The sequence below is a fragment of the Flavobacterium sp. GP15 genome (genome assembly GCF_014281985.1).
In the GTDB taxonomy this organism is placed as follows: domain Bacteria; phylum Bacteroidota; class Bacteroidia; order Flavobacteriales; family Flavobacteriaceae; genus Flavobacterium; species Flavobacterium pygoscelis.
On the sequence record NZ_JACFTC010000001.1, the window covers coordinates 32426 to 54096 of the forward strand.

Sequence of the window (21671 nt, forward strand, 5' to 3'; positions counted from 1 at the left end):
TCAATTAAAAAAAAAAACAACACTCAAATTATTATCTTGCATGAATGTAACTGAATTTATTTATTTGATTAACAAAACTGATGCAATCAATGAAAAGCAGACAGAGGCTTTAGAAAAGGTAATAGATGAGTTTCCTTATTTCCAAAGTGCTAGAGCGGTTTATCTGAAAGGTTTATACAGTCAAAATAGTTTTAAATATAATGCTGCTTTAAAAAGAACAGCGTCACATTCAACAGACAGAGCTGTCTTATTTGATTTTATCACATCCGATACTTTTAGTTCGATTGATAAAACATCAAATGTGATAAAAGTAATAGAAACCTTTGATGTTCCGAATCAAGATATAGAATTTTTAAAAGTAGAACAAAAACAAGAAGAAGTAGATTTAAAATCTAATACAATACAAGAATCGATTTTAACTACTACACAAGATGTCCTATCTGTTGCTACTATTGAACCTACAGAAACAATTGAAGAAAAATTAGCTATTGGTCAGCCACTAGATTTCTCCAAAAAAGAACAACATTCTTTCCAAGAATGGTTACAACTTTCTCGCTCGCAACCTATAAAAAGGGAATCTGAAGAGACTATAGCGGAACCTATAATTTTAGAAGATGCAGATAAAAGAAAAAAAACAGAACTGATTGATAAATTTATAGAAACCAGTCCTAAAATCTCACCTGTAAAACACGGAGTGCCTTCTTCTATCAATCTCAATGTAAATTCTCAGGACAATTCTTTTTTGATGACAGAGACTTTAGCTAGAGTTTACTTAGAACAAAAAAAATATCAAAAAGCGATTCAAGCATATGAAATATTAATTTTGAAATATCCAGAAAAAAGTAGTTTCTTTGCAGACCGCATATCGGATATTAAGATTTTACAACATAACAATAATTAAACAATGAGCACATTTTCAATTTTTTTAGTTTTAATAACTATAGTTTGTTTTCTATTAATCGTAGTTATAATGGTTCAAAACCCTAAAGGTGGTGGATTATCTTCTACTTTAGGCGGTTCTCAAATGATGGGAGGAGTACAAAAAACAACTGACTTTTTAGATAAAAGTACTTGGACATTAGCAACAATTTTAATTGCGCTTATACTTCTTTCTACCTTAAGTTTTACTGGATCATTGAGCGATAACGATTCTAAAATCATTGATACTAAAACAAGTACAGCTCCTGTAGCTCCTGTTCAAAATACACCTGCTGTACCTAATCCAGCAAAATAAAAATACTTTCCCTATTTTTAAAATGCCAGCTTGTCAAAGCTGGCATTTTTTATAAGAAAATGTGTCAGTTTATATAGGATGGCATAATTTCTGAAATCCTATAAGCATTCATAAAAACAATAAAATAAAATATAAAATCATGGCTTTAAACATCAAACCACTTTCAGACAGAGTTCTTATCGAACCAGTTGCGGCTGAAACAAAAACTGCGTCAGGGATTTTTATTCCAGATACAGCCAAAGAAAAACCACAAAAAGGAACTGTTGTTGCCGTTGGAAATGGTACAAAAGAACATACAATGACTGTGAAAATCGGAGATTCTGTACTTTACGGAAAATACGCTGGAACTGAATTAAAATTAGAAGGAAAAGATTATTTGATTATGCGTGAGGATGATATCCTTGCGATTATCTAAAATCCCCTCCCGACCTCCCCAAAGGGGAGGAGATTGGAATCAATAAAATATTTACAAAAATATATCTAACTCGGATTTCTTCCCTTTAGGAAAAGTTTGAATAAATAAAGAATAATAAAAATGGAAAAAATATTTAAGATTGGGGATACAGTTCGTCTAAAGAGTGGAGGCCCACTAATGACTATCAATAACAACATTGACGAAATTCAATACGAAGGCCCAGCTATATTCTATGGAGAAGTAGAATGCAAATGGTTTGATAACAAAAATACTATTTGTAAAGAAATCTTCAAACAAGATGCATTAGAAGAATCAGAAGATTAAAAACTATTAAAACAATTGGCAATAGTATGGAAGCGCATAGCCCAAAGCCTACTGCCTAAAGCAATTTAAAATGGCAAAAGATATAAAATTTGATATTGAAGCACGTGACGGATTAAAACGTGGTGTTGACGCATTAGCAAATGCAGTTAAAGTAACTCTTGGACCAAAAGGTCGTAATGTAATTATTGGAAAATCTTTTGGTGGACCAAATGTCACGAAAGATGGTGTTACTGTTGCAAAAGAAATTGAATTGAAAGATCCATTGGAAAATATGGGTGCTCAAATGGTTAAAGAAGTGGCGTCTAAAACCAATGATTTAGCTGGAGACGGAACTACAACTGCTACCGTTTTGGCGCAAGCAATCGTAAAAGAAGGTTTGAAAAACGTTGCAGCTGGAGCAAATCCTATGGACTTGAAACGCGGTATCGACAAAGCTGTTGAAGCTATTGTTGCTGACTTAGCAAAACAAGCTAAAGTGGTAGGAAGTGATTCTGAAAAGATTAAACAAATTGCTTCTATTTCTGCTAATAATGACGAAGTAATTGGTGAATTAATCGCTACTGCTTTCGCAAAAGTAGGAAAAGAAGGTGTGATCACTGTTGAAGAAGCTAAAGGAACTGATACTTACGTTGATGTTGTTGAAGGAATGCAATTTGACAGAGGATATTTATCTCCGTACTTTGTTACTAATTCAGAAAAAATGGAAGTAGAACTAGAAAGTCCTTACATCCTTTTATACGATAAGAAAGTTTCTTCTTTAAAAGAATTGTTACCAGTTTTGGAGCCAGTTGCTCAATCTGGAAAACCACTATTAATTATTGCTGAAGATGTTGATGGTGAAGCATTATCTACATTAGTTGTAAATAAATTACGTGGAGCCTTGAAAATCGCTGCTGTAAAAGCACCTGGTTTTGGAGACAGAAGAAAAGCAATGTTAGAAGATATCGCTATCTTAACTGGTGGAACTGTTATCTCTGAAGAAAGAGGATATACGTTAGAAAATACAACTTTAGAGATGCTAGGAACTGCTAAGAAAGTAACTATCGATAAAGACAATACTACAATTGTAAGTGGTGCTGGTGAAGCTGACATGATCAAAAATCGTGTGAACCAAATTAAAGGTCAAATGGAAGCTACAACTTCTGATTATGACAAAGAAAAATTGCAAGAACGTTTGGCTAAATTAGCTGGTGGAGTTGCTGTTCTTTATGTTGGTGCTGCTTCTGAAGTAGAAATGAAAGAGAAAAAAGATAGAGTTGATGATGCACTTCACGCAACTCGTGCTGCAGTTGAAGAAGGAATCGTTGCTGGTGGTGGTGTAGCACTTTTGAGAGCTAAAAATGTATTAAGTACTTTGAAGGCTGATAATGCTGACGAAGCTACAGGAATCCAAATCGTATCTCGTGCCGTAGAATCTCCTTTGAGAACTATCGTTGAAAATGCAGGTCTTGAAGGTTCTGTTGTGGTTGCAAAAGTAGCTGAAGGAACTGGAGACTTTGGATATAATGCCAAAACAGACGAATATGTTGATATGCTGAAAGCAGGGATTATTGATCCTAAAAAAGTAACTCGTGTAGCCTTAGAAAATGCAGCTTCAGTTGCGGGAATGATCTTGACTACTGAATGTGCTTTGATCGACATTAAAGAAGAAAATGGTGGCGGAAACCCAATGGGTGGTGGTATGCCAGGAATGATGTAATATCTATCCGAAACAAAATAAAAATCCGTTTACCTAAAGTAAACGGATTTTTTATTTAATAGCAATTATAAATTATGGTAATGACAAACTATATTTTTAATAGAGACAAAAAAAATCCGAAAATTAAATTTTCGAATTTTGTATATAGGCTATTCTTTATCAGCTGGCCTTTTCTTTAATAACTTGATCAATACTGGAAAAGTAGAAATCAAGACAATGATAATAATAATATATTCGATGTGGTGTTTTAAATCAATGCCTTGCTTTAAGAAAATACCGTAAAGATAATGACCTGCAAAAATTAAGATAAAAGACCATAAGAATGAACTTAATATATTAAAGAACATAAACTTCTTTTTATCCATCGATACAATTCCTGCTATAATAGGAGCAAACGTTCTAAATATTGGTAAAAAACGGGCGAAAATAATAGCTTTTCCACCATATTTTTCAAAGAAATCCTTTGATTGAAGTAGGTATTTTTTCTTAAACCAAAAAGTATCTTCTTTCTTAAATAAGTAATAGCCACTTTTAGCACCAAACCAATACCCAACCATGTTTCCTAAAATACCCATTGCTGTGACTGAAAGTGAAAGCAAAAGAACATTCATAAAATCATTAGGAATATGAATAACATTGGCCATTAACTCGCCGCTATAAATTCCAGCTAGAAAAAGTAAACTATCTCCTGGAAGAAAAAAACCTGCAAAAAGTCCTGTTTCAGCAAAAACTATGAATAAAACAATGTACAAGCCTATTTGAACTCCACCAATACTCAATGTAATATAAAACTCTGGGTTGATCAATTGAGTCCAGTCAAAATTATTCATAAATGTCTTTTTTTGTTAACGTGTATAAGTTCGTGAAAGTAATAATAATTTATATCATCAACAATTTAAAACTCCACTTTAAAGTTTAATTAACTTAATTAAATTAAAGAAAAATCAAATGCTAATTCCCATGTAATTTAAAACTAATTTCTTTCATATAAGCAGCAATGATGTAGGCTTTCATAATCTTCGGCTGTAGCCTTTACCTCATCTGTATCGTGTCCTACTTTTGCAATTGCTTTTTTTACAGCTAACGGAGTTGTTTTTTCTTCGTTAATTATCAAATTAAGTTGATGTGTTGCAACATCCCATGAAGCCGATTTTACTCCAGGCACCGTATATGCCGCTTTTTGAATGCGCTTTTGACATTGTTCGCAATTCCCATTTACCTCTGTAACATATTTTGCATTTTTATTCTTTTTTTCTTGTGCTTGAGTTACAAACCCAACTAAAAAAAGTAAAAGAACTATACTTAAATTTTTCATTTTTTCTATTTTATTTTATTTTAAACTAATTATTTTATTTTAAATCGCAATCCTGCATAATACATTTGTCCAAAAACAGGTGCATAAACAATTGACGCATCAAAATTGGGACCAAAAGGATTCTCACTTCCCAGAATTGCTTTATCTTGTTTGTAATTTCCAATATTTTCTCCTCCAACATACATTTCGAAAGTAGAAGAAAAAGTTCTAGTAACTTGAGCATTCATCACAGAATAAGATTTTGAAAATTCCGGCAATCTATCATTTACTGGATTTGACACCGTATTAGGTAATTGTTGCTGACCAATCCAATTGAAAGTGTAATCAAATTTCCATTGTTTACCATGTTCTAGAATATGTGTTGCATATTCTAAATTACCAAAAAACCTGTGTTTTGCTTGTAAAGGATTTTGGTACTTTCCTGAAAGATAATCTGTGTTTACATCATAAAATTTATAAGCAGATCGCAAATTGAAATGTTGCGCCAATTCATAATTAAATTCGAACTGCATTGTATTGGCAGTGGATTTTCCTTTCAAGTTATAAATCAAAACTTGTTGTGGACTTTGCATCAAATCGACAACCGCTTGATTTTGAAAATCAGTTCTATAAAAATCAAAACCAACATCGGCACTTTTGCCAAAGAGCGAGAACTTTTGAGCAAAACTTACTCCGTAATTCCAAGCAATTTCTGGATTTAATCCATAAATTTTTCCATTAGAATCTAAAATATCAAAAGTTCTAGAACTCGCAAATAAAGGTTGATTTTCTGCAAAAATATTAGCAGAACGTTTTCCTCTTCCTGCTGAAAATCGCAAAACTGCCTTATCCCAAGGATTATACCTAGCGTGTAATCGTGGTGTTACGAATGTTCCGAGACGGTTATGATTATCAATTCTACCCCCTAGAATCAAACTAAAATTATCTGCATTGTCATAAGTATATTCAAAAAAAGCACCTATAGAAGTATCTGCTCTACTATAGTCATTAATATTTACAAATTCTTGGTATTTGTCGTAAGTAAAATTCAAACCTGTAGCAAATTTATTCATCGTATTGCTGATAATCGAGTTAAAAATCAAGTTCGAATAATAGCTGCTTTGTTTAATATTATATTGGTTTAAACCAAAATAAGAATTTTGATCATGAATATTAAATGCATTTTGAAAACCAATACTTTGATAAGGCATGTCTTTAAAAACATAACCTATTTTTGTAGAAATATCCAAACGTTCTGTATTAATTTCTGAACCCCAAAAATTAGTTGTCCCTTTGTCTTTATTGGTATTAAAATCTAATTGTCCTGTTTGTTTTTTATCATTCATGTATCTGAAATTGATAAAACTCACTAAACCTTTTTCTTCATCATAATACTGATATCTGTTGAGAACATTAATTTGTTTTGCCAACGGATTATCCAAAAAGCCATCTTTATTTTTATCCATTTTAGAAACTCTTGCATTGCCATGCAAAAACAAGCTACTACTCCATTTATCGGAGAGTTTAGTGTTAAAATGGGTATTTAATTCAAAACGAGAATCGGTAGAACCGTAAGCATTTAAGAAAAATGGAATGTCATTAATCGGCTTAATTAACTCCGTATTTATTTGGCCCGAAATACTCTCGTAACCATTCACTACGCTTCCTGCTCCTTTAGTGATTTGAATACTCTCTACCCAAGTCCCTGGTGTAAATGACAAACCATAGGCTTGAGAAGCACCTCGAACAGAAGGGACATTTTCTTCGGTTATCATTAAATACGGACTAGTTAGTCCAAGCATTTTGATTTGTTTTGTTCCCGTCAAAGCATCTGTAAAATTGACATCAATTGATGGATTTGTTTCAAAACTTTCTGCCAGGTTACAACAAGCTGCTTTAAGTAATTCTTTGCTGGTAATTATAGTGGTGTTTCCTGTAACCGTATAAGATTTTTGAATTCCTTTTTGCTTTTTTGTTATTTTTACTTCTTTCAAATTCTCTTGTGAAAACATAGGAATCGAAAGAAAAACAGCAATCAGAAGTATTGCTTTTTTATTCATTATAAATTTATTTAATGTTTATAAAAAGTAGACTCAAACCACAAAGAAGTGATCTGACTTTATAAAAAACATTAAAATCAAGCGTAGAAAATATATTGGCTGTACAATTTAAAGAGTGGTGGCGCATTTGCCTCGCAAAAATAAGAAGTGACTTCAATACTTTTAAGATTTTCAATCGAAAAAAAAGAAATGGTTTGTACTTGCTTAATAACAAAATAATAAGGAGCAGAAAAAGAAAACACTTTAAGAATTGTGTTATCTGATTTTTTTTGAAAGTTGACTACTTTATCTTTACAACAACTGTCTTTTTTAGTTACTGTTTTTTCGCAACACCCTTTTTCAATTTTTTGAGGAGCAATTCTATTTACCGAAATAGAGGCAATTTCGTCTCCACAGTAATGCACATTAAAAGCCATCCCTACATTGGAAACCAATAGTAGAAATGCTAAAATTATACTAGTGCATCTTTTTAAATTCATGTTGCAAAATTAGACAATAAACACAGCATTAAAATCAAAATAGTGTTAAAACTTATAATTCGAATTCCTGACCAATTAATGGAATTTTACAATTAAACCCATATTTTTCTTGAATTTTAATACGTAGTTCATCCGCTGGCTGATTTTCTCCGTGAACTAAAAATACTTTAGTAGGTTTATTTTGTAGATCCGATAACCAATTCACTAAATCATTTTGATCACCATGAGCTGAAAGACCTCCTATTTCTACAATTTTTGCATTTACAGGATAGTATTTTCCAAAAAACTTAATTTCTTTTGCTCCATCTAACATTTTTCGGCCACGAGTTCCTTCAGCTTGATAACCAACCATAATTATAGTTGTTTCTGGCTGCACAATATAATGCTCTAAATAACTCAAAACTCGACCTCCAGTAATCATTCCGCTAGCAGCAATAACTACTTTTGGGCGACTATCCAAAATTATCTCGTTTGTTTCCTTGTGTTCAGAAACTAATAGAAACATTTTACTCACTTTATCACATTCCTCAACCGATAATTTATGCCATTTTGGGTTTTCTCGAAATATATTTAAGGCATTAATTCCCATTGGTGTATCAATAATATAGGGCACATTAGGAATTCTTTTCTCTTGTTTTAATTGCCATAACAAATACATAATAGTTTGAGCTCGTTCTACGGCAAAACTCGGAATAATAACCGTTCCACCACTATTAATTGTATGATTCACATACTTTTCGAGCTCTGATTTAATATCTAAATGTGGATGCAACCTATTGCCATAAGTGCTTTCTAAAAAAACATAATCAGCCTTTTTAGGTTTAGTCGGCGGAAACATTAAAACATCATCATTTCTTCCAATATCGCCAGAGAAAACCAAAGTTTTATCTTCTAAGGTTATGGCAATTGTGCAGGCTCCTAAAATATGTCCTGCCGTAGTAAAAACAGCTTGAATTGAATCATTTAAAGAAACAGCTTCACCAATGCCAACCACACTGAAAAGAGGAAAAACTTTTTCCGCTTGTTCTACTGTGTAAAGAGGCTCAGCAATTTCGTGTTTAGAATACTTTCCTTGATTGGCTTTATTAGCTTCTTCTTCTTGAATTTTAGCACTGTCAAGGAGAATTAATTTCGTAATTTCTTTAGTTGGACCAGTACAATAAATTTTCCCATTAAAACCTTGGCTTACTAATCTTGGCAACCAGCCACAATGATCTAAATGACCATGAGTCAAGAGTACATAGTCTATCGTAGAAGGCAAAACTGGCAATGGATCCCAATTCATTTCTCTTAGCGGTTTAATCCCCTGAAACAATCCGCAATCAATCAAAATACGCACTCCATTACTTTCGACTAATGTTTTAGAACCAGTTACAGTTCCCGCTCCTCCTATAAATTTAACTTTCATCTTTATTGCTTTTTTAAAATCAATTAAAACCTCTATTCTTTAATTACATTCGCACAGCTCTGCAGCTTCTTTTAAAACATTTTTTATACGATTGGAACTGATTCCTATTTTTTCTAAAGCAGTAGTGTTGTTTACTATTTCTTTAACTAAAATCACATCCATTACCAATAGTTTGTCTTTTTCAGCAACAGTCAATGTTGTCAAACAAGTAATTGGATAGAGTGCATTATCATCATTTTTGGTCTTTAAATTATCTTTTGAAGGATAATCCCAACTCAACAAATTGATTCCTGAACATTTCGCAAAATCCATTGCGTCCTTAGTAAAGCGATTATTGGTAACAATCCAACATTTTGAAATTACATCTTCTTTTGTAAAAACAGGATGTTTTCTTTCCTTTAAATCATTAAATCGTGATAAAATATACATAGGAACTTTTACATCTGAAGCTGCTTCTCTACCCATATGAAATTTACACTCTACCATTGCTATAACTTCATTTTTCTTAATAAGCACATCTACTTCATGAGAAACACACTTACCTGATAAAGTTAAATTAGTAATTACATTATATCCTTCTGATGCAAATAGACGAGCAGTATATTTTTCGAAGAAAAAGCCAGCAGGACCCAATAAACGAATAGCTTCTCTAAGATTATAACGAGCTGCATGAGAATTAGCTGTTTTTTTTAACAATGCAAATGCCATTTTGTAAATCTTTTTTGTCGAAATACCTTCGTAAATTTCTTTTTGAATTTGCTTCATAATTCCATCTACAACTGCTACACTTGCTCCAGACTTTAGCAATGAACTTTTCAGTTTAACAGGATTAAACTCGACGATAAGACCCGAATGTTTTACTATCTTCATGCTTGAATAATTTTAATACCAACTCAATAATATTAAATAAAGATACGCATTAAAAGCTGCTCTATCTTTGTTTTTGATAATAAAATCCTGCAACAAATAGCAATAAAAAAAGAGGCTGAATTAAGAACCTTCTGATATAAAAAAGTATCCAATTGTAATTTCCAACAGCAAAAAACACTATATAAATAAAGATACAAATAAAAAGAAGGAAGAGAAAACAATACAACGCAGCGGCAAATTTCAGGAGTGAAATTTCCTTAAAGACTACATAAATAATACAAAGAGAAAAAAAAGTATTTAGTGAATATCTGAAAAACAACCCTGTAATTAGAGGAAAGAACTTAACAGCTGGCAAGGACAAATTAGCAAAGTCTTTCTTGAAAAAATCTAAAAAAGGATCATAGAATAATTCATTTTCAAAGGCACGAATTAGAACCAAAAAAAGAATTTGCAATATGATAAGTTTATTACTTACTATTTTACGAAACATATTTTGAAAATTTACGCACCCAGATTAACCATAATAAAAAAACAACACTATAAATAAATAATGGAAAAAGAACTTCATGCAATATCACTTCTTGTTTTGGAAAATAAAACAGTAATACAGTTAATGCAGCTATTCTAAAAACATTTAATAGATAAATAATTATACTTCCGCAAAAAATAAAGAGAAGAGTTGGTGTTAATTTGCTTGAAAAAGCTACTACAAATGAAACAAACAAAATTATAATACTAATTGCATTACAACCCTCTACGATGCGGGCAATATATTCCTTATGAAAAAATAATTTCATGTAGGATCCTGTATCGCTCTCTACTACCGAAACTTCTTCACCAAAAAATAGCAAAATCTGTTCTGTATTCTTACTCACAAACTTTGTAACAGCATCCGTTTTATTCTTTTCTAAACTGCCTAAATATTGCTGATAAATAAAAGTAAGAATGAAATAAGTTAAAAAAAAACTAGCCAAAAAAATTAAGAAAGGTTTATACTGAATAAAATATTTTTTCAAAATCTATATATTTTTAAACAAATTAATTTATTTTTTGAAATTACTTTAAATACTTTTACAAAATAAAAACAAAACGATGACATTTCAAGAACTACAACCAAAAGTAACTCAAATAACTTTGAATACTAGCCTTTCTCGTGATGAAAAGCTTTTAACAATTTGTCAACTACTTAGCGATTCTATTTCCCACTACAACTGGGTAGGGTTTTATTTTGCTAATCATGAAACTCAAACATTACATTTGGGCCCGTATGTGGGAGCAGAAACAGATCACACTGTCATTCCGTTCGGAAAAGGAATTTGTGGACAAGTAGCAGTATCTAACAATAATTTTGTAGTTCCTGATGTTGCTGCTCAAGACAACTATATTGCTTGTAGTTTTACCGTAAAATCCGAAATCGTGGTTCCATTATTTGTAAATGGAGAAAACATAGGACAAATTGATATTGACAGCCATGTAATTGATCCTTTTACAGGGGAAGACGAGCGTTTTTTAGAATTTGTAAATTTAGAAATTGCAAAACTTTATTAAACTAAATTACACTTATTCGTTATCTTAAATGAAAATAAAATTATATACAATTATTGCAATATTAGTTACGTTTTTTTCCTATTCTCAGGCCAACAAACCTATTAGTCGGATGATTTTTCTGGATTCATTAGACACTGAAACATCACAAGGGGAACATTTATACTCTAGAATTATTAAAAATTATTTTTCTGACAGAACAAGTTACGAATTTACAGAATATTATAAATCTGGAAACATAAAAAGCACCGGAATCACTAAAAATAAAGACTATTTAGAGATAGACGGGACTTATATTACCTATTTTGAAAACGGGAAAAAAGAATCTATTTCAAATTATAAAAATAAAAAAACAACTGGTAAGTCTTTCAATTATTACGACACCGGAAATATTCAATCAGAAATTGAATATTTAGAGAACGAAGACGAATTCGCTGTAAATTATAAAGTATTACAGGCATGGAATAAAGAAAATCAACAAGTGATATTTGATGGCAATGGCAAATTCGAATCATTTGAAAATGAGCATTACATTGTTAATGGCATAATTGCAAACGGACTTAGAGAAGGAAAATGGGAAGGATACAATAAATCCAACACTATAAAATTTATCGAAAATTATGCAAAAGGAAAATTAATTTCTGGTATCACTACAGATTCTAACGGTATCGAAATACCTTATACGTTATTATTTGAAAAAGCAAAACCAGAAAAAGGATTAAAACATTTTTACGATTATGTACGTTATAACTTTGTAAGACCAAATGAAACCGAATGGCAAAATACCTCTGGAAAAATACACTTAACATTTACCATAGAAAAAAATGCTACCGTAAATAACATCGCTATAATAAAAGGAATAAACGAACAATTAGATCAGCAAGCAATACGAACAATACAAACCTATAATAAATGGTTGCCCGGATATTCTAGAGGACTGCCAGTAAGAGTTCAATATCGCATTCCAATTACATTACCATCAAATAAATAGTTTATCAAAGAAAACAAATGAATTGTATTTGTCAATTCAAAATTTTATATTACTTTTGCAACCGTCTTACAATAGCTGTATGACATACATAAAAATCATTAAACAAATATTGGAATGTATTTAACTAAAGAGATTAAAGAAGAAATCTTCGCTAAACACGGAGAAAAAACAAACACTGGAAAATCAGAAGCTCAAATAGCTTTGTTCACGTATAGAATTACCCACTTAACGGAGCACTTGAAAAAAAATCGTCACGATTATAATACAGAGCGTTCATTAGTATTGTTAGTAGGTAAAAGAAGATCTTTGTTGGATTACTTGAAAAAGACTGAAATCAACAGATACCGTGAAATTATCAAAGTATTGAATATCAGAAAATAATCAATAAAAAAGAGGTGCGAAAGTGCCTCTTTTTTATTTTACAATTTAGAGTTTAAAAATTCTACTTCAGTCCTGACACAAAAGGGATTAGAATTAAAACTTCTCCAAAAAATGATTACTACCATAAAGTAATCGACAATAAAAAAAGTTTGGTTTTTCATTGGGTTTTAGGCATTAACTACGCAAAACAACAACTACAACACAACTAAAACCCATGTTTAACTAAAAAAATTAAATTTATGATTCCACAATTATTTGTAGAAACTATCGATTTAGGTGATGGCAGAAACATCACAATCGAAACAGGTCGTTTAGCAAAACAAGCGGACGGTTCTGTAGTAGTAAGAATTGGAAAAACTGTAATTTTAGGTACAGTGGTTTCCTCAAGAAAAGCAAGTCCTGGTATCGACTTTTTACCATTAACGGTAGATTACCGCGAAAAATTTGCTGCAGCAGGTCGTTTTCCAGGAGGTTTCTTCAAAAGAGAAGCACGCCCAAGCGATAGTGAAGTATTAACAATGCGTTTAGTTGACCGTGTATTGCGTCCACTTTTCCCAGATGATTACCATGCAGAAGTGCAAGTTATGATTCAGTTAATGTCTTATGACGAAGATATTATGCCAGATGCATTAGCAGGTTTAGCAGCTTCGGCAGCACTTGCTCTATCTGACATTCCTTTCGAAACTTTAATTTCTGAAGCTAGAGTTGGTCGTATTGATGGAAAATTCATCATTAACCCATCTCGTGCTCAATTAGCATTATCAGATATTGATATGATGATTGGAGCTTCTATGGATTCTATCGCAATGGTAGAAGGTGAAATGAAAGAAATTTCAGAAGCAGAAATGCTTGAAGCAATCAAATTTGCACACGAACACATCAAAAACCAAATTGCTGCTCAATTGCGTTTGCAAGCTGCTTTTGGAAAAAAAGAAGTTCGTACCTACGAAGGAGAAAGAGAAGACGAAGCTATTTATGCGAAAGTAAAAGCAGCATCTTATGATAAAATTTATGCTATTGCAAGCAAAGGTTCATCTAAACAAGAACGTACTGCAGCATTTGAAGAAGTAAAAGAAGAAGTAAAAACTTTATTTACTGAAGAAGAATTAGCAGAAAACGGAGATTTAGTTTCTAAATACTTCAAAAAAACAAACAAAGAAGCAGTTCGTAACGTAACCTTAGATTTAGGAACACGTTTAGACGGAAGAAAAACTACTGAGATCAGAGATATTTGGTGTGAAGTAGATTATTTACCATCAGTTCACGGATCTGCATTATTTACTCGTGGAGAAACGCAAGCATTGGCAACAGCAACTTTAGGAACCTCTAGAGAAGCAAACCAAATTGATTCTCCATCAGAACAAGGGGAAGAAAAATTCTACTTGCACTATAACTTCCCTCCTTTCTCAACTGGTGAAGCTCGTCCTTTAAGAGGAACTTCAAGAAGAGAAGTTGGTCACGGAAACTTAGCGCAAAGAGCCTTAAAAAATATGATTCCTGCTGATTGTCCTTACACTATTCGTGTAGTTTCTGAAGTTTTAGAATCGAATGGTTCTTCTTCTATGGCGACAGTTTGTGCTGGAACATTATCATTAATGGATGCTGGTATTCAAATGATTCGTCCTGTTTCTGGAATTGCAATGGGATTAATTACTGACGGAGATCGTTATGCTGTATTGTCTGATATTTTAGGTGATGAAGATCATTTAGGAGACATGGACTTTAAAGTAACTGGAACTTCTGAAGGAATTACAGCTTGTCAAATGGACATCAAAATTGACGGTTTGAAATATGAGATTATGGAAGCGGCGCTGGCTCAAGCTAGAGATGGTCGTTTGCATATCCTTGGAAAATTAATCGAAACTTTAGCAGCTCCGAAAGCAGATGTTAAAGCGTATGCTCCAAAAATCATTACAAGAAGAATTCCTAATGCATTCATTGGTGCCTTAATCGGACCTGGTGGAAAAGTAATTCAAGAATTACAAAAAGCTACTGGAACTACAATTGTTATTAATGAAGATCCTATTACTGAAGAAGGAGTTATTGAAATCTTAGGTACTGATCCTGCTGGAATTGAAGCAGTATTAGCTAAAATTAAGTCAATCACTTTCAAACCTCAAATGAATGAGTCTTACGAAGTGAAAGTAATTAAAATGCTAGATTTTGGTGCAGTTGTAGAATATACATCCGCTCCAGGAAACGAAGTTTTATTACACGTATCTGAGTTAGCTTGGGAACGTACTGAAAATGTTGCTGATGTAGTAAACATGGGCGATATTTTTGAAGTGAAATACTTAGGTATGGATCCAAAAACTAGAAAAGAAAAAGTGTCAAGAAAAGCACTTTTACCAAGACCTCCACGTGAGGAAAGAAAAGAGTAATCAGATCTTAAGTTTACTAAAGGTTTATTTATAGAAAACCCCAATTCATTTAGTTGAATTGGGGTTTTCGTTTTAATCAAGAAATATTATGTTTGATTACTACAATAAAAAAGCATGTTCTCTAAAGAATTCAAAAAAGCATTGCAAGAACTACCAAGTGCCGAAAAAATAAATTAATCTTTAGACTTTTAAAAATAGGTCTGGACCTTGCTAATAGATTGTATTTTGAACTTGTAGACACCTAAACTATTGAAGAAAAAAGAGCAACTTTCGAGTTGTTATTGAGTAAAAAAATTAAACAAATCACAAACCGTTTTTACTCAATAGGTTATTCATTACAAAATACGCGATATGTAAGTGGTGACATTACAGAACGTATAAAAAATAAATAAAGATAAATATGGCGAGATAATTCTTAATCTAAAAACGCTGAACGAACTATTACAATTAAACAACAAAAAAAATGAAAAAACAGCTATGCATGAGCATATCCTTTTTGCATTTACGTTATTGTAAGATTATTTAAAATTATGATTTTAATGAAAGCTATTGATGAAGAATTATTTAATTGAATTCAGAAATTATCTTGCAAGATTGGGAAAATTCATTTCTAATAACACGTTCTTAATACGAACCGCAATTAATAATAGTCTTGATATAAACTAGTTATTTAATGGCGAAACACCAAAATACATTGCAGTGTATCACAAAGAAATAAGAAAACAATGCTTTCTAAAATAGAGCTTATTTAATTCATTCTGAATTTGCTTCTATTAGAAACCTCTGAGAAAATGTTAGTTTTACGAATTATTAATTTAAAAAATCTTTTGAGCAATAAACTGCATTAGGGATAGTAGCAATTGTTTGAGCTCTTATTGTGAAGTAAAGCGGAACAATAAAGCGAGTGCGAATAGCCCGACCGCAGGGAATGCCACAATTTAAATTCAGTATGTATGTAATTTAAAAAATCTTTTCAAATTATTGTAACTTTTTTGTAACTCGCTACGTATAACTATTTGTACACTTAAAACTGAGGAGACAAAAACATGAGACAACTTAAAATCACCAAGCAGGTAACGAATCGTGAAACTGCATCATTAGACAAATATTTACAAGAAATTGGAAAAGTTGATCTTATTACAGCAGACGAGGAAGTAGAATTGGCTCAAAAAATTAAGGCTGGGGATCAAAAAGCCCTAGAAAAATTGACAAAAGCTAATTTACGTTTCGTTGTTTCGGTGGCTAAACAATACCAAAATCAAGGATTAACGCTTCCTGATTTAATTAACGAAGGAAACTTAGGATTGATTAAAGCAGCACAACGTTTTGATGAGACACGTGGTTTCAAATTCATTTCGTATGCAGTTTGGTGGATTCGTCAATCGATTCTTCAAGCTCTTGCTGAACAATCTCGTATCGTTCGTTTGCCTTTGAACAAAATTGGTTCTATCAATAAAATCAACAAAATGTACGCTTTATTAGAGCAATCTAATGAACGTCCACCATCTGCTGAGGAAATTGCAAAAGAACTAGACATGACCGTGAATGATGTAAAAGAGTCTATGAAAAACTCTGGTCGTCACTTATCAATGGATGCACCACTTGTAGAAGGAGAAGATTCTAACCTTTATGACGTTTTACGTTCGGGTGAATCTCCAAATCCAGATAGAGAATTAATACACGAATCATTACGTACTGAAATTGAGCGTTCATTGGAGACATTAACTCCAAGAGAAGCTGATGTTGTACGCTTGTACTTTGGTTTAGGCGATCAACACCCAATGACTCTTGAAGAAATTGGAGAAACTTTTGACCTAACTCGTGAGCGTGTGCGTCAGATTAAAGAAAAAGCAATTCGCAGATTAAAACACACTTCAAGAAGTAAAATCCTTAAAACTTATTTAGGATAAAATATAAATTCCACTGATAGGAATTGAACAGTAAACAACAGTTTGATTGACTGTTCGTTTTTTGATTGATGATTGAAACTCCGGCTGATTACCGGAGTTTTGCTTTTTTATCCCCCTAACCCCCAAAGGGGGAATTATAAAAATACTGCTTTTAGACATTGCAATTGATTTGGGCGTGTACCTTCGTAAAAACTTCGGGCCGGGCTTTTCGTTACAATCTTTTTTATTTTATTGTGCTACGCTACATAAAATAAAAAAGGATTTCCACTTCACTCCCTCACGCAAAACGGAATTAAAAACTCACCAATTGTCTTCATAAAAAAACTTTCGCAATCATATTAAATAAACTAATTTTGCAGAAACTACAACATAATAGTCTAAACCAGATTTAGATTAAACAACAACACAAATGAAAAATACACTTATTGCACCCTCAGTATTAGCAGCTGATTTTGGAAATTTACAACGCGACATCGAAATGATTAACAATTCGGAAGCGGATTGGTTTCATATTGATATTATGGATGGTGTTTTTGTTCCTAATATCTCTTACGGAATGCCCGTTTTAGAAGCAATTACAAAGCACGCAAAAAAAACAGTAGACGTTCACTTAATGATTATCGATCCTGATCGTTACATCAAAACATTTGCTGAATTAGGCGCCAATATACTTAGCGTACATTATGAAGCCTGTACCCACTTGCATAGAACTTTACAAGCTATAAAAGCTGAAGGGATGAAAGCTGGAGTAGCAATTAATCCACATACTAATATTGATTTATTAGAAGATGTAATAAATGATATTGACTTGGTTTGTGTCATGAGTGTAAATCCAGGTTTTGGAGGTCAATCTTTTATAGAGAACACTTACGCAAAAGTTAAAAAGCTAAAAGCATTAATTAATAGAACGGGAGCTACAACACTAATAGAAGTTGACGGTGGCGTTACGAACAAAAATGCAAAACAACTTGTTGAAGCTGGAGCAGATGTTCTAGTTGCTGGAAGTTTTGTTTTTAAAGCTGAAAATCCAGTACAAACCATACACGATTTAAAGAAACTAACTACTTTCTAGAAAATGGCGCCTTTAGCGCCATTTTTTATTTATAATAGTTTCCTATATAATTCAAAGTTCCCGGCTCTGTTACTAACTAATACAAAGCTTCCAGCCTTCAAAAGGCTAGAAGCTTTATAAAAAAAAGATAACAAAAAGCCACAAAAAAACCGCCAATCTTTCGAAAGGCGGTTTTTATTTTAATCTATGACAGCATTTTCTTTTTTGTCATAGAAATGATATTCTAAATACGTGTAAGCATCACGAGGTATGATTTTCACCCACTTTTTATGTTCAAGAAACCATTTTGAACGTAATGATGGAAAACCTTTGGTAAGGTATGCAGCCACAAATGGATGTACATTAAGCACAACATCTTTGTGGTTTTTTAATACTCTTTCTAGATCAAAAGTAATCTTGTCAATGATTTGTATTGGCGCTTCAATTTCGCCACTTTCATTATTAGGATCTTCCTCTCTAGTTTTAATATTTACTTCTGGTCTTACTCTTTGTCTAGTAATTTGAACTAATCCAAATTTGCTCGGAGGTAAGATCTTGTGTTTTGCTTTATCATCGCTCATTTCCTCTTTCAAGAAATCGAACAAGACTTTACGATTTTCGGGATTAGACATATCAATAAAATCAATGACTATGATTCCGCCCATATCACGTAGACGCAATTGTCTAGCAATTTCGGCAGCAGCAATCATATTGACTTCCATGGCGGTATCTTCTTGGTTGGTAGCCTTATTAGAACGGTTTCCGCTGTTCACGTCGATAACATGTAACGCTTCAGTATGTTCAATAATAAGATATGCTCCTTTACTCATGGATACTGTTTTTCCAAAAGAAGTTTTGATTTGTCTCTCTATGTTATATTTCTCAAAAATTGGAGTGTCCTTAGATTGATAAAACTTAACGATTGATTGTTTGGATGGTGCAATTTCTTGCAAATAATCCTTTGTTTGGTTGTACAACTCTTCATCATCAATTTGAATACCACTAAAGGTATCATTAAACACATCTCTTAGTATTGAAGAAGCCCTGTTGAGTTCTCCTAATACTTTGGACGGATGATGAGCAGTTGGTAATTTTTTACACATTGCAGTCCATCTGCTGAGCAGGTTCTGCAAATCTTTTTCTAATTCGGCTGTATTTTTGCCTTCGGCTACTGTGCGAACAATAACACCAAATCCTTTTGGTTTGATGGATTGTACTAATCGTTTCAAGCGTTCTTTTTCTTTTTTGTCTTCTATTTTTTGTGAAATAGAAACGCGGTCAGAAAATGGAACTAAAACTATAAATCTTCCGGCTAGAGAAAGCTCAGCGCTAATTCTCGGTCCTTTGGTAGATATAGGTTCTTTGACAACTTGTACTAAAACAGATTGATTGGCACTCAATACATCAGTAATGGTACCATCTTTGTCTATTTCTTTTTCAAACTGAAAGGTTTTTAGGGAGAAATCTTTTAATTTACCTGCGCTTACAAGTTTTATGAATTTCAGTTGGGAAGCTAAATTAGGACCTAAATCATGATAATGTAAAAAGGCGTCTTTTTCGAAGCCAACATTTACAAAAGCTGCATTAAGTCCAGCAACTGGCTTCCTTATTTTGGCAATAAAAATATCACCAACCTGGAAGTTGCTTTCTTCTTCTTCTTTGTGTAATTCAATTAGTTTTCCATCTTTTAATAAGGCAAAATCTACGGCTTCAGAACTCGATCGGATGATTAATTCTTTATTCACACTGTAAATTTTTATCCGAACTTTTAGCAACAAGTTTAAAATTTTAGTCCTCAAACCAAGGCTTAAGAACTTATATCTTAAAACTCATAACTGAATTGTAAGGATGGATTAAACAATATTTTAACAGGTATTGTACCCGGGGAAACTTATAGATTTTAGATTCTCGATTTCTGATTCTTGATTTCTGATTTTAATAAAATCTGAAGTCTACAATCGTTAATCTTAATTCTTAAATCATTCCGTTTCGATTTCAATGAACTTTTAAAAAGAAAAAAGTAGTTATAAACTACTTTTTCTTTTTGTGACGGTTAGCTCTCGCTCTTTTTTTACGTTTGTGAGTTGCTACCTTATGTCTCTTTCTTTTTTTACCACTTGGCATATCGTATCGATTTTATGATTAATTAATATTATTATTTTGCTTCGTTATTTATCTTAACTCCTTCTACAAAAACTTTTGCAGGTTTAAATGCAGGGATATTGTGTGCAGGAATTTTTATTGTTGTATTTTTTGAGATATTTCTACCTGTCTTCTCAGCTCTAGTTTTTACAATAAAACTTCCAAAACCTCTTAAGTATACATTGTCACCAGTCTCTAATGAATTTTTTACTTCATTCATAAAAGTCTCTACAGTTGCCTGAACATCTCCTTTTTCAAGACCTAGTTTCTCTGAAATTTTTGCTACGATATCTGCTTTCGTCATTTTCTTTCCTATTATATTATGTTGTACTATTTTTTTGAGGTTGCAAATATATGAATTTAAAAAACAATTAATCAACCTAATTCATTAAATTTTAATCACATAAACTTTTACTTTTGCAGTCTAATATTTAAACATGAATTTTTCTAACTTATTGATAAAATGGTACTTACAAAATAAACGTGATTTACCTTGGCGAAACACCACAGATCCCTACCCTATTTGGCTCTCGGAAATCATGTTACAACAGACCCGAGTAGCGCAAGGAACACCTTATTTTTTATCTTTTACAACCGCTTTTCCAACCATTTTTGATCTCGCCGCAGCAAGTGAAGAACAAGTACTTAAACTTTGGCAAGGTTTAGGGTACTATTCTAGAGCTCGAAATTTACATAAAACCGCTCAATATATAGCTTCTGATTTAAACGGTATATTTCCTGATAACTATAATGACTTACTAAAACTAAAAGGAATTGGAGAATATACAGCCGCCGCGATTGCTTCTTTTTCTCATAATGAAGTAGTACCTGTTGTTGACGGAAACGTTTTTCGAGTGCTATCTCGTTATTTTGATGTAGAAACTGATATTGCGCAGGCTTCCGCCAAAAAAGAGTTTACTGCTTTGGCTTTTGAATTAATACCTAAAGACAATCCTGCTCTTTTCAATCAAGCAATAATGGAATTTGGCGCTTTGCAATGCGTTCCTAAAAGTCCTAATTGCAGTATTTGTATTTTTAACGAAAGTTGTGCCGCTTTACAAAAGAAGAAAGTAGACCAATTGCCCGTAAAGTCTAAAAAAATAAAAGTTAGAAACCGATACTTTAATTATATAGTAGCATCAGATGAGAACCAAAACACGATCATACAAAAACGAACTGATAAAGGAATTTGGCACAACTTATATGAATTTCCTTTATTAGAAACAGAAAAAGAGGAAGATTTTAGTTTTGTTTCAGAACAAATACAAAACGAATATTTTAAAGAAAATAAGATTTCGAGTATCTTAGAAAACAACGACAAAAGTATTGTACATAAACTATCACACCAGCATTTGCATATTAAGTTTTGGAAAGTCAATATAAAAGGTGCTATTAAGGAAGGAATAGATCAAGACACATTAAGGTCATTTCCCTTCCCGATTGTGATTCATAATTTTATTGAAAAGGAATTAAATTAAATATTTCTA

At 32.4% G+C, this 21671-nt stretch carries 23 protein-coding genes and 1 pseudogene; 13 read left to right on the forward strand and 11 right to left on the reverse strand.

All coding sequences use genetic code 11. From position 1 onward, the window contains the following. The first annotated feature begins 40 nt into the window (after positions 1 to 40). The 5 genes from H2650_RS00145 (at position 41) to groL (ending at position 3672) form a co-directional block, all read left to right on the forward strand. Positions 41 to 901, forward strand: a complete 861-nt coding sequence (locus H2650_RS00145; RefSeq protein ID WP_188048740.1) for a tetratricopeptide repeat protein — start codon at positions 41 to 43, stop codon at positions 899 to 901. A 3-nt stretch (positions 902 to 904) separates the two neighbouring features. Beyond that, entirely contained in the window at positions 905 to 1234 is a 330-nt protein-coding gene (secG, locus tag H2650_RS00150; protein ID WP_188048741.1) for a preprotein translocase subunit SecG, read from the forward strand. 139 nt (positions 1235 to 1373) lie between these two features. Further along, positions 1374 to 1649: a co-chaperone GroES gene (gene groES, locus H2650_RS00155; protein WP_007137725.1), complete on the forward strand. Its 276-nt coding sequence runs from the start codon at positions 1374 to 1376 to the stop codon at positions 1647 to 1649. A 120-nt stretch (positions 1650 to 1769) separates the two neighbouring features. Continuing rightward, the gene (locus H2650_RS00160; protein WP_188048742.1) at positions 1770 to 1973 is read left to right on the forward strand and encodes a YodC family protein; all 204 of its coding nucleotides are present in this window, start codon (positions 1770 to 1772) and stop codon (positions 1971 to 1973) included. Positions 1974 to 2043: 70 nt separating this feature from the next. Further along, positions 2044 to 3672 (forward strand): chaperonin GroEL, encoded by a 1629-nt coding sequence (gene groL, locus H2650_RS00165; protein ID WP_188048743.1) that lies wholly within the window; start codon positions 2044 to 2046, stop codon positions 3670 to 3672. A 149-nt stretch (positions 3673 to 3821) separates the two neighbouring features. Here the strand turns inward: groL and H2650_RS00170 are convergent, their stop codons facing one another. The 5 genes from H2650_RS00170 to H2650_RS15970 form a co-directional block, all read right to left on the reverse strand. Beyond that, positions 3822 to 4502: a DedA family protein gene (locus tag H2650_RS00170; protein WP_188048744.1), complete on the reverse strand. Its 681-nt coding sequence runs from the start codon at positions 4500 to 4502 to the stop codon at positions 3822 to 3824. A gap of 143 nt (positions 4503 to 4645) precedes the next feature. Beyond that, the gene (locus H2650_RS00175) at positions 4646 to 4987 is read right to left on the reverse strand and encodes a heavy-metal-associated domain-containing protein (protein WP_188048745.1); all 342 of its coding nucleotides are present in this window, start codon (positions 4985 to 4987) and stop codon (positions 4646 to 4648) included. 29 nt (positions 4988 to 5016) lie between these two features. Then, on the reverse strand, positions 5017 to 7026 hold the full coding sequence (locus tag H2650_RS00180; RefSeq protein ID WP_188048746.1) for a TonB-dependent siderophore receptor: 2010 nt from the start codon (positions 7024 to 7026) through the stop codon (positions 5017 to 5019). Between the two features lie 77 nt (positions 7027 to 7103). After that, complete coding sequence (locus tag H2650_RS00185; RefSeq protein ID WP_188048747.1) at positions 7104 to 7505, reverse strand: hypothetical protein; 402 nt, start codon at positions 7503 to 7505, stop codon at positions 7104 to 7106. 52 nt (positions 7506 to 7557) lie between these two features. Beyond that, positions 7558 to 8163 carry an MBL fold metallo-hydrolase RNA specificity domain-containing protein gene (locus tag H2650_RS15970; protein WP_370566795.1) on the reverse strand — a complete coding sequence of 202 codons (606 nt, stop codon included), beginning with the start codon at positions 8161 to 8163 and terminating at the stop codon, positions 7558 to 7560. Between the two features lie 104 nt (positions 8164 to 8267). Here H2650_RS15970 and H2650_RS15975 point away from each other — a divergent pair, with 104 nt between their 5' ends. After that, entirely contained in the window at positions 8268 to 8324 is a 57-nt protein-coding gene (locus H2650_RS15975) for a zinc-finger domain-containing protein (protein WP_370566796.1), read from the forward strand. Here H2650_RS15975 and H2650_RS15980 read toward each other — a convergent pair. The 4 genes and pseudogenes from H2650_RS15980 to xrtF form a co-directional block, all read right to left on the reverse strand. After that, a pseudogene (locus H2650_RS15980) lies at positions 8302 to 8913 on the reverse strand (MBL fold metallo-hydrolase); the annotation flags it as partial. The gene H2650_RS15975 and the pseudogene H2650_RS15980 sit on opposite strands and share 23 nt — an antisense overlap. 39 nt (positions 8914 to 8952) lie before the next feature. After that, positions 8953 to 9783, reverse strand: a complete 831-nt coding sequence (locus tag H2650_RS00195) for a restriction endonuclease (RefSeq protein WP_188048749.1) — start codon at positions 9781 to 9783, stop codon at positions 8953 to 8955. A gap of 61 nt (positions 9784 to 9844) precedes the next feature. Beyond that, positions 9845 to 10273, reverse strand: coding sequence for an exosortase F system-associated protein (locus tag H2650_RS00200; RefSeq protein WP_188048750.1), 429 nt, complete (start codon positions 10271 to 10273; stop codon positions 9845 to 9847). Then, positions 10263 to 10799: an exosortase family protein XrtF gene (gene xrtF, locus H2650_RS00205; RefSeq protein WP_188048751.1), complete on the reverse strand. Its 537-nt coding sequence runs from the start codon at positions 10797 to 10799 to the stop codon at positions 10263 to 10265. Before xrtF ends, H2650_RS00200 begins: the two co-directional genes overlap by 11 nt. A 76-nt stretch (positions 10800 to 10875) precedes the next feature. On the opposite strand from xrtF, the gene H2650_RS00210 reads away from it, so the two are divergent. The 6 genes from H2650_RS00210 to rpe all read left to right on the forward strand — a co-directional run bounded on the left by H2650_RS00210 (position 10876) and on the right by rpe (position 18063). Further along, a complete protein-coding gene (locus H2650_RS00210; RefSeq protein ID WP_188048752.1) occupies positions 10876 to 11331 on the forward strand; it encodes a GAF domain-containing protein in 456 nt (151 codons plus the stop codon). A 28-nt stretch (positions 11332 to 11359) separates the two neighbouring features. Next, positions 11360 to 12319 (forward strand): energy transducer TonB, encoded by a 960-nt coding sequence (locus tag H2650_RS00215; RefSeq protein WP_188048753.1) that lies wholly within the window; start codon positions 11360 to 11362, stop codon positions 12317 to 12319. Between the two features lie 114 nt (positions 12320 to 12433). Beyond that, positions 12434 to 12700: a 30S ribosomal protein S15 gene (gene rpsO / locus H2650_RS00220; RefSeq protein ID WP_188048754.1), complete on the forward strand. Its 267-nt coding sequence runs from the start codon at positions 12434 to 12436 to the stop codon at positions 12698 to 12700. 239 nt (positions 12701 to 12939) lie between these two features. Beyond that, positions 12940 to 15081, forward strand: coding sequence for a polyribonucleotide nucleotidyltransferase (locus H2650_RS00225; protein ID WP_188048755.1), 2142 nt, complete (start codon positions 12940 to 12942; stop codon positions 15079 to 15081). A 1046-nt stretch (positions 15082 to 16127) separates the two neighbouring features. Next, on the forward strand, positions 16128 to 16991 hold the full coding sequence (locus H2650_RS00230; protein ID WP_007137700.1) for an RNA polymerase sigma factor RpoD/SigA: 864 nt from the start codon (positions 16128 to 16130) through the stop codon (positions 16989 to 16991). Positions 16992 to 17400: 409 nt separating this feature from the next. Beyond that, positions 17401 to 18063: a ribulose-phosphate 3-epimerase gene (gene rpe, locus H2650_RS00235; RefSeq protein WP_188048756.1), complete on the forward strand. Its 663-nt coding sequence runs from the start codon at positions 17401 to 17403 to the stop codon at positions 18061 to 18063. Between the two features lie 179 nt (positions 18064 to 18242). Here the strand turns inward: rpe and H2650_RS00240 are convergent, their stop codons facing one another. Both H2650_RS00240 and H2650_RS00245 read right to left on the reverse strand, forming a co-directional pair. Further along, positions 18243 to 19787, reverse strand: a complete 1545-nt coding sequence (locus H2650_RS00240; RefSeq protein WP_188048757.1) for a ribonuclease E/G — start codon at positions 19785 to 19787, stop codon at positions 18243 to 18245. A 410-nt stretch (positions 19788 to 20197) separates the two neighbouring features. Beyond that, positions 20198 to 20518 carry an HU family DNA-binding protein gene (locus tag H2650_RS00245; RefSeq protein WP_262487700.1) on the reverse strand — a complete coding sequence of 107 codons (321 nt, stop codon included), beginning with the start codon at positions 20516 to 20518 and terminating at the stop codon, positions 20198 to 20200. A 103-nt stretch (positions 20519 to 20621) separates the two neighbouring features. On the opposite strand from H2650_RS00245, the gene mutY reads away from it, so the two are divergent. Next, positions 20622 to 21662 carry an A/G-specific adenine glycosylase gene (gene mutY / locus H2650_RS00250; RefSeq protein WP_188048758.1) on the forward strand — a complete coding sequence of 347 codons (1041 nt, stop codon included), beginning with the start codon at positions 20622 to 20624 and terminating at the stop codon, positions 21660 to 21662. Positions 21663 to 21671 lie beyond the last annotated feature (9 nt).

What these genes read in the sequence shown, in the direction of transcription:
- H2650_RS00215 (WP_188048753.1), top strand. Translation starts at nt 11,360, where the DNA reads ATGAAAATAAAATTATATACAATTATTGCAATATTAGTTACGTTTTTT.
- H2650_RS00145 (WP_188048740.1), top strand. Translation starts at nt 41, where the DNA reads ATGAATGTAACTGAATTTATTTATTTGATTAACAAAACTGATGCAATC.
- H2650_RS00175 (WP_188048745.1), bottom strand. Translation starts at nt 4,987, where the DNA reads ATGAAAAATTTAAGTATAGTTCTTTTACTTTTTTTAGTTGGGTTTGTA.
- secG (WP_188048741.1), top strand. Translation starts at nt 905, where the DNA reads ATGAGCACATTTTCAATTTTTTTAGTTTTAATAACTATAGTTTGTTTT.
- H2650_RS00225 (WP_188048755.1), top strand. Translation starts at nt 12,940, where the DNA reads ATGATTCCACAATTATTTGTAGAAACTATCGATTTAGGTGATGGCAGA.
- H2650_RS15970 (WP_370566795.1), bottom strand. Translation starts at nt 8,163, where the DNA reads ATGTATTTGTTATGGCAATTAAAACAAGAGAAAAGAATTCCTAATGTG.
- rpsO (WP_188048754.1), top strand. Translation starts at nt 12,434, where the DNA reads ATGTATTTAACTAAAGAGATTAAAGAAGAAATCTTCGCTAAACACGGA.
- mutY (WP_188048758.1), top strand. Translation starts at nt 20,622, where the DNA reads ATGAATTTTTCTAACTTATTGATAAAATGGTACTTACAAAATAAACGT.
- groL (WP_188048743.1), top strand. Translation starts at nt 2,044, where the DNA reads ATGGCAAAAGATATAAAATTTGATATTGAAGCACGTGACGGATTAAAA.
- H2650_RS00230 (WP_007137700.1), top strand. Translation starts at nt 16,128, where the DNA reads ATGAGACAACTTAAAATCACCAAGCAGGTAACGAATCGTGAAACTGCA.
- H2650_RS00195 (WP_188048749.1), bottom strand. Translation starts at nt 9,783, where the DNA reads ATGAAGATAGTAAAACATTCGGGTCTTATCGTCGAGTTTAATCCTGTT.
- groES (WP_007137725.1), top strand. Translation starts at nt 1,374, where the DNA reads ATGGCTTTAAACATCAAACCACTTTCAGACAGAGTTCTTATCGAACCA.
- H2650_RS00210 (WP_188048752.1), top strand. Translation starts at nt 10,876, where the DNA reads ATGACATTTCAAGAACTACAACCAAAAGTAACTCAAATAACTTTGAAT.
- H2650_RS00180 (WP_188048746.1), bottom strand. Translation starts at nt 7,026, where the DNA reads ATGAATAAAAAAGCAATACTTCTGATTGCTGTTTTTCTTTCGATTCCT.
- H2650_RS00200 (WP_188048750.1), bottom strand. Translation starts at nt 10,273, where the DNA reads ATGTTTCGTAAAATAGTAAGTAATAAACTTATCATATTGCAAATTCTT.
- H2650_RS00185 (WP_188048747.1), bottom strand. Translation starts at nt 7,505, where the DNA reads ATGAATTTAAAAAGATGCACTAGTATAATTTTAGCATTTCTACTATTG.
- H2650_RS00170 (WP_188048744.1), bottom strand. Translation starts at nt 4,502, where the DNA reads ATGAATAATTTTGACTGGACTCAATTGATCAACCCAGAGTTTTATATT.
- rpe (WP_188048756.1), top strand. Translation starts at nt 17,401, where the DNA reads ATGAAAAATACACTTATTGCACCCTCAGTATTAGCAGCTGATTTTGGA.
- H2650_RS00160 (WP_188048742.1), top strand. Translation starts at nt 1,770, where the DNA reads ATGGAAAAAATATTTAAGATTGGGGATACAGTTCGTCTAAAGAGTGGA.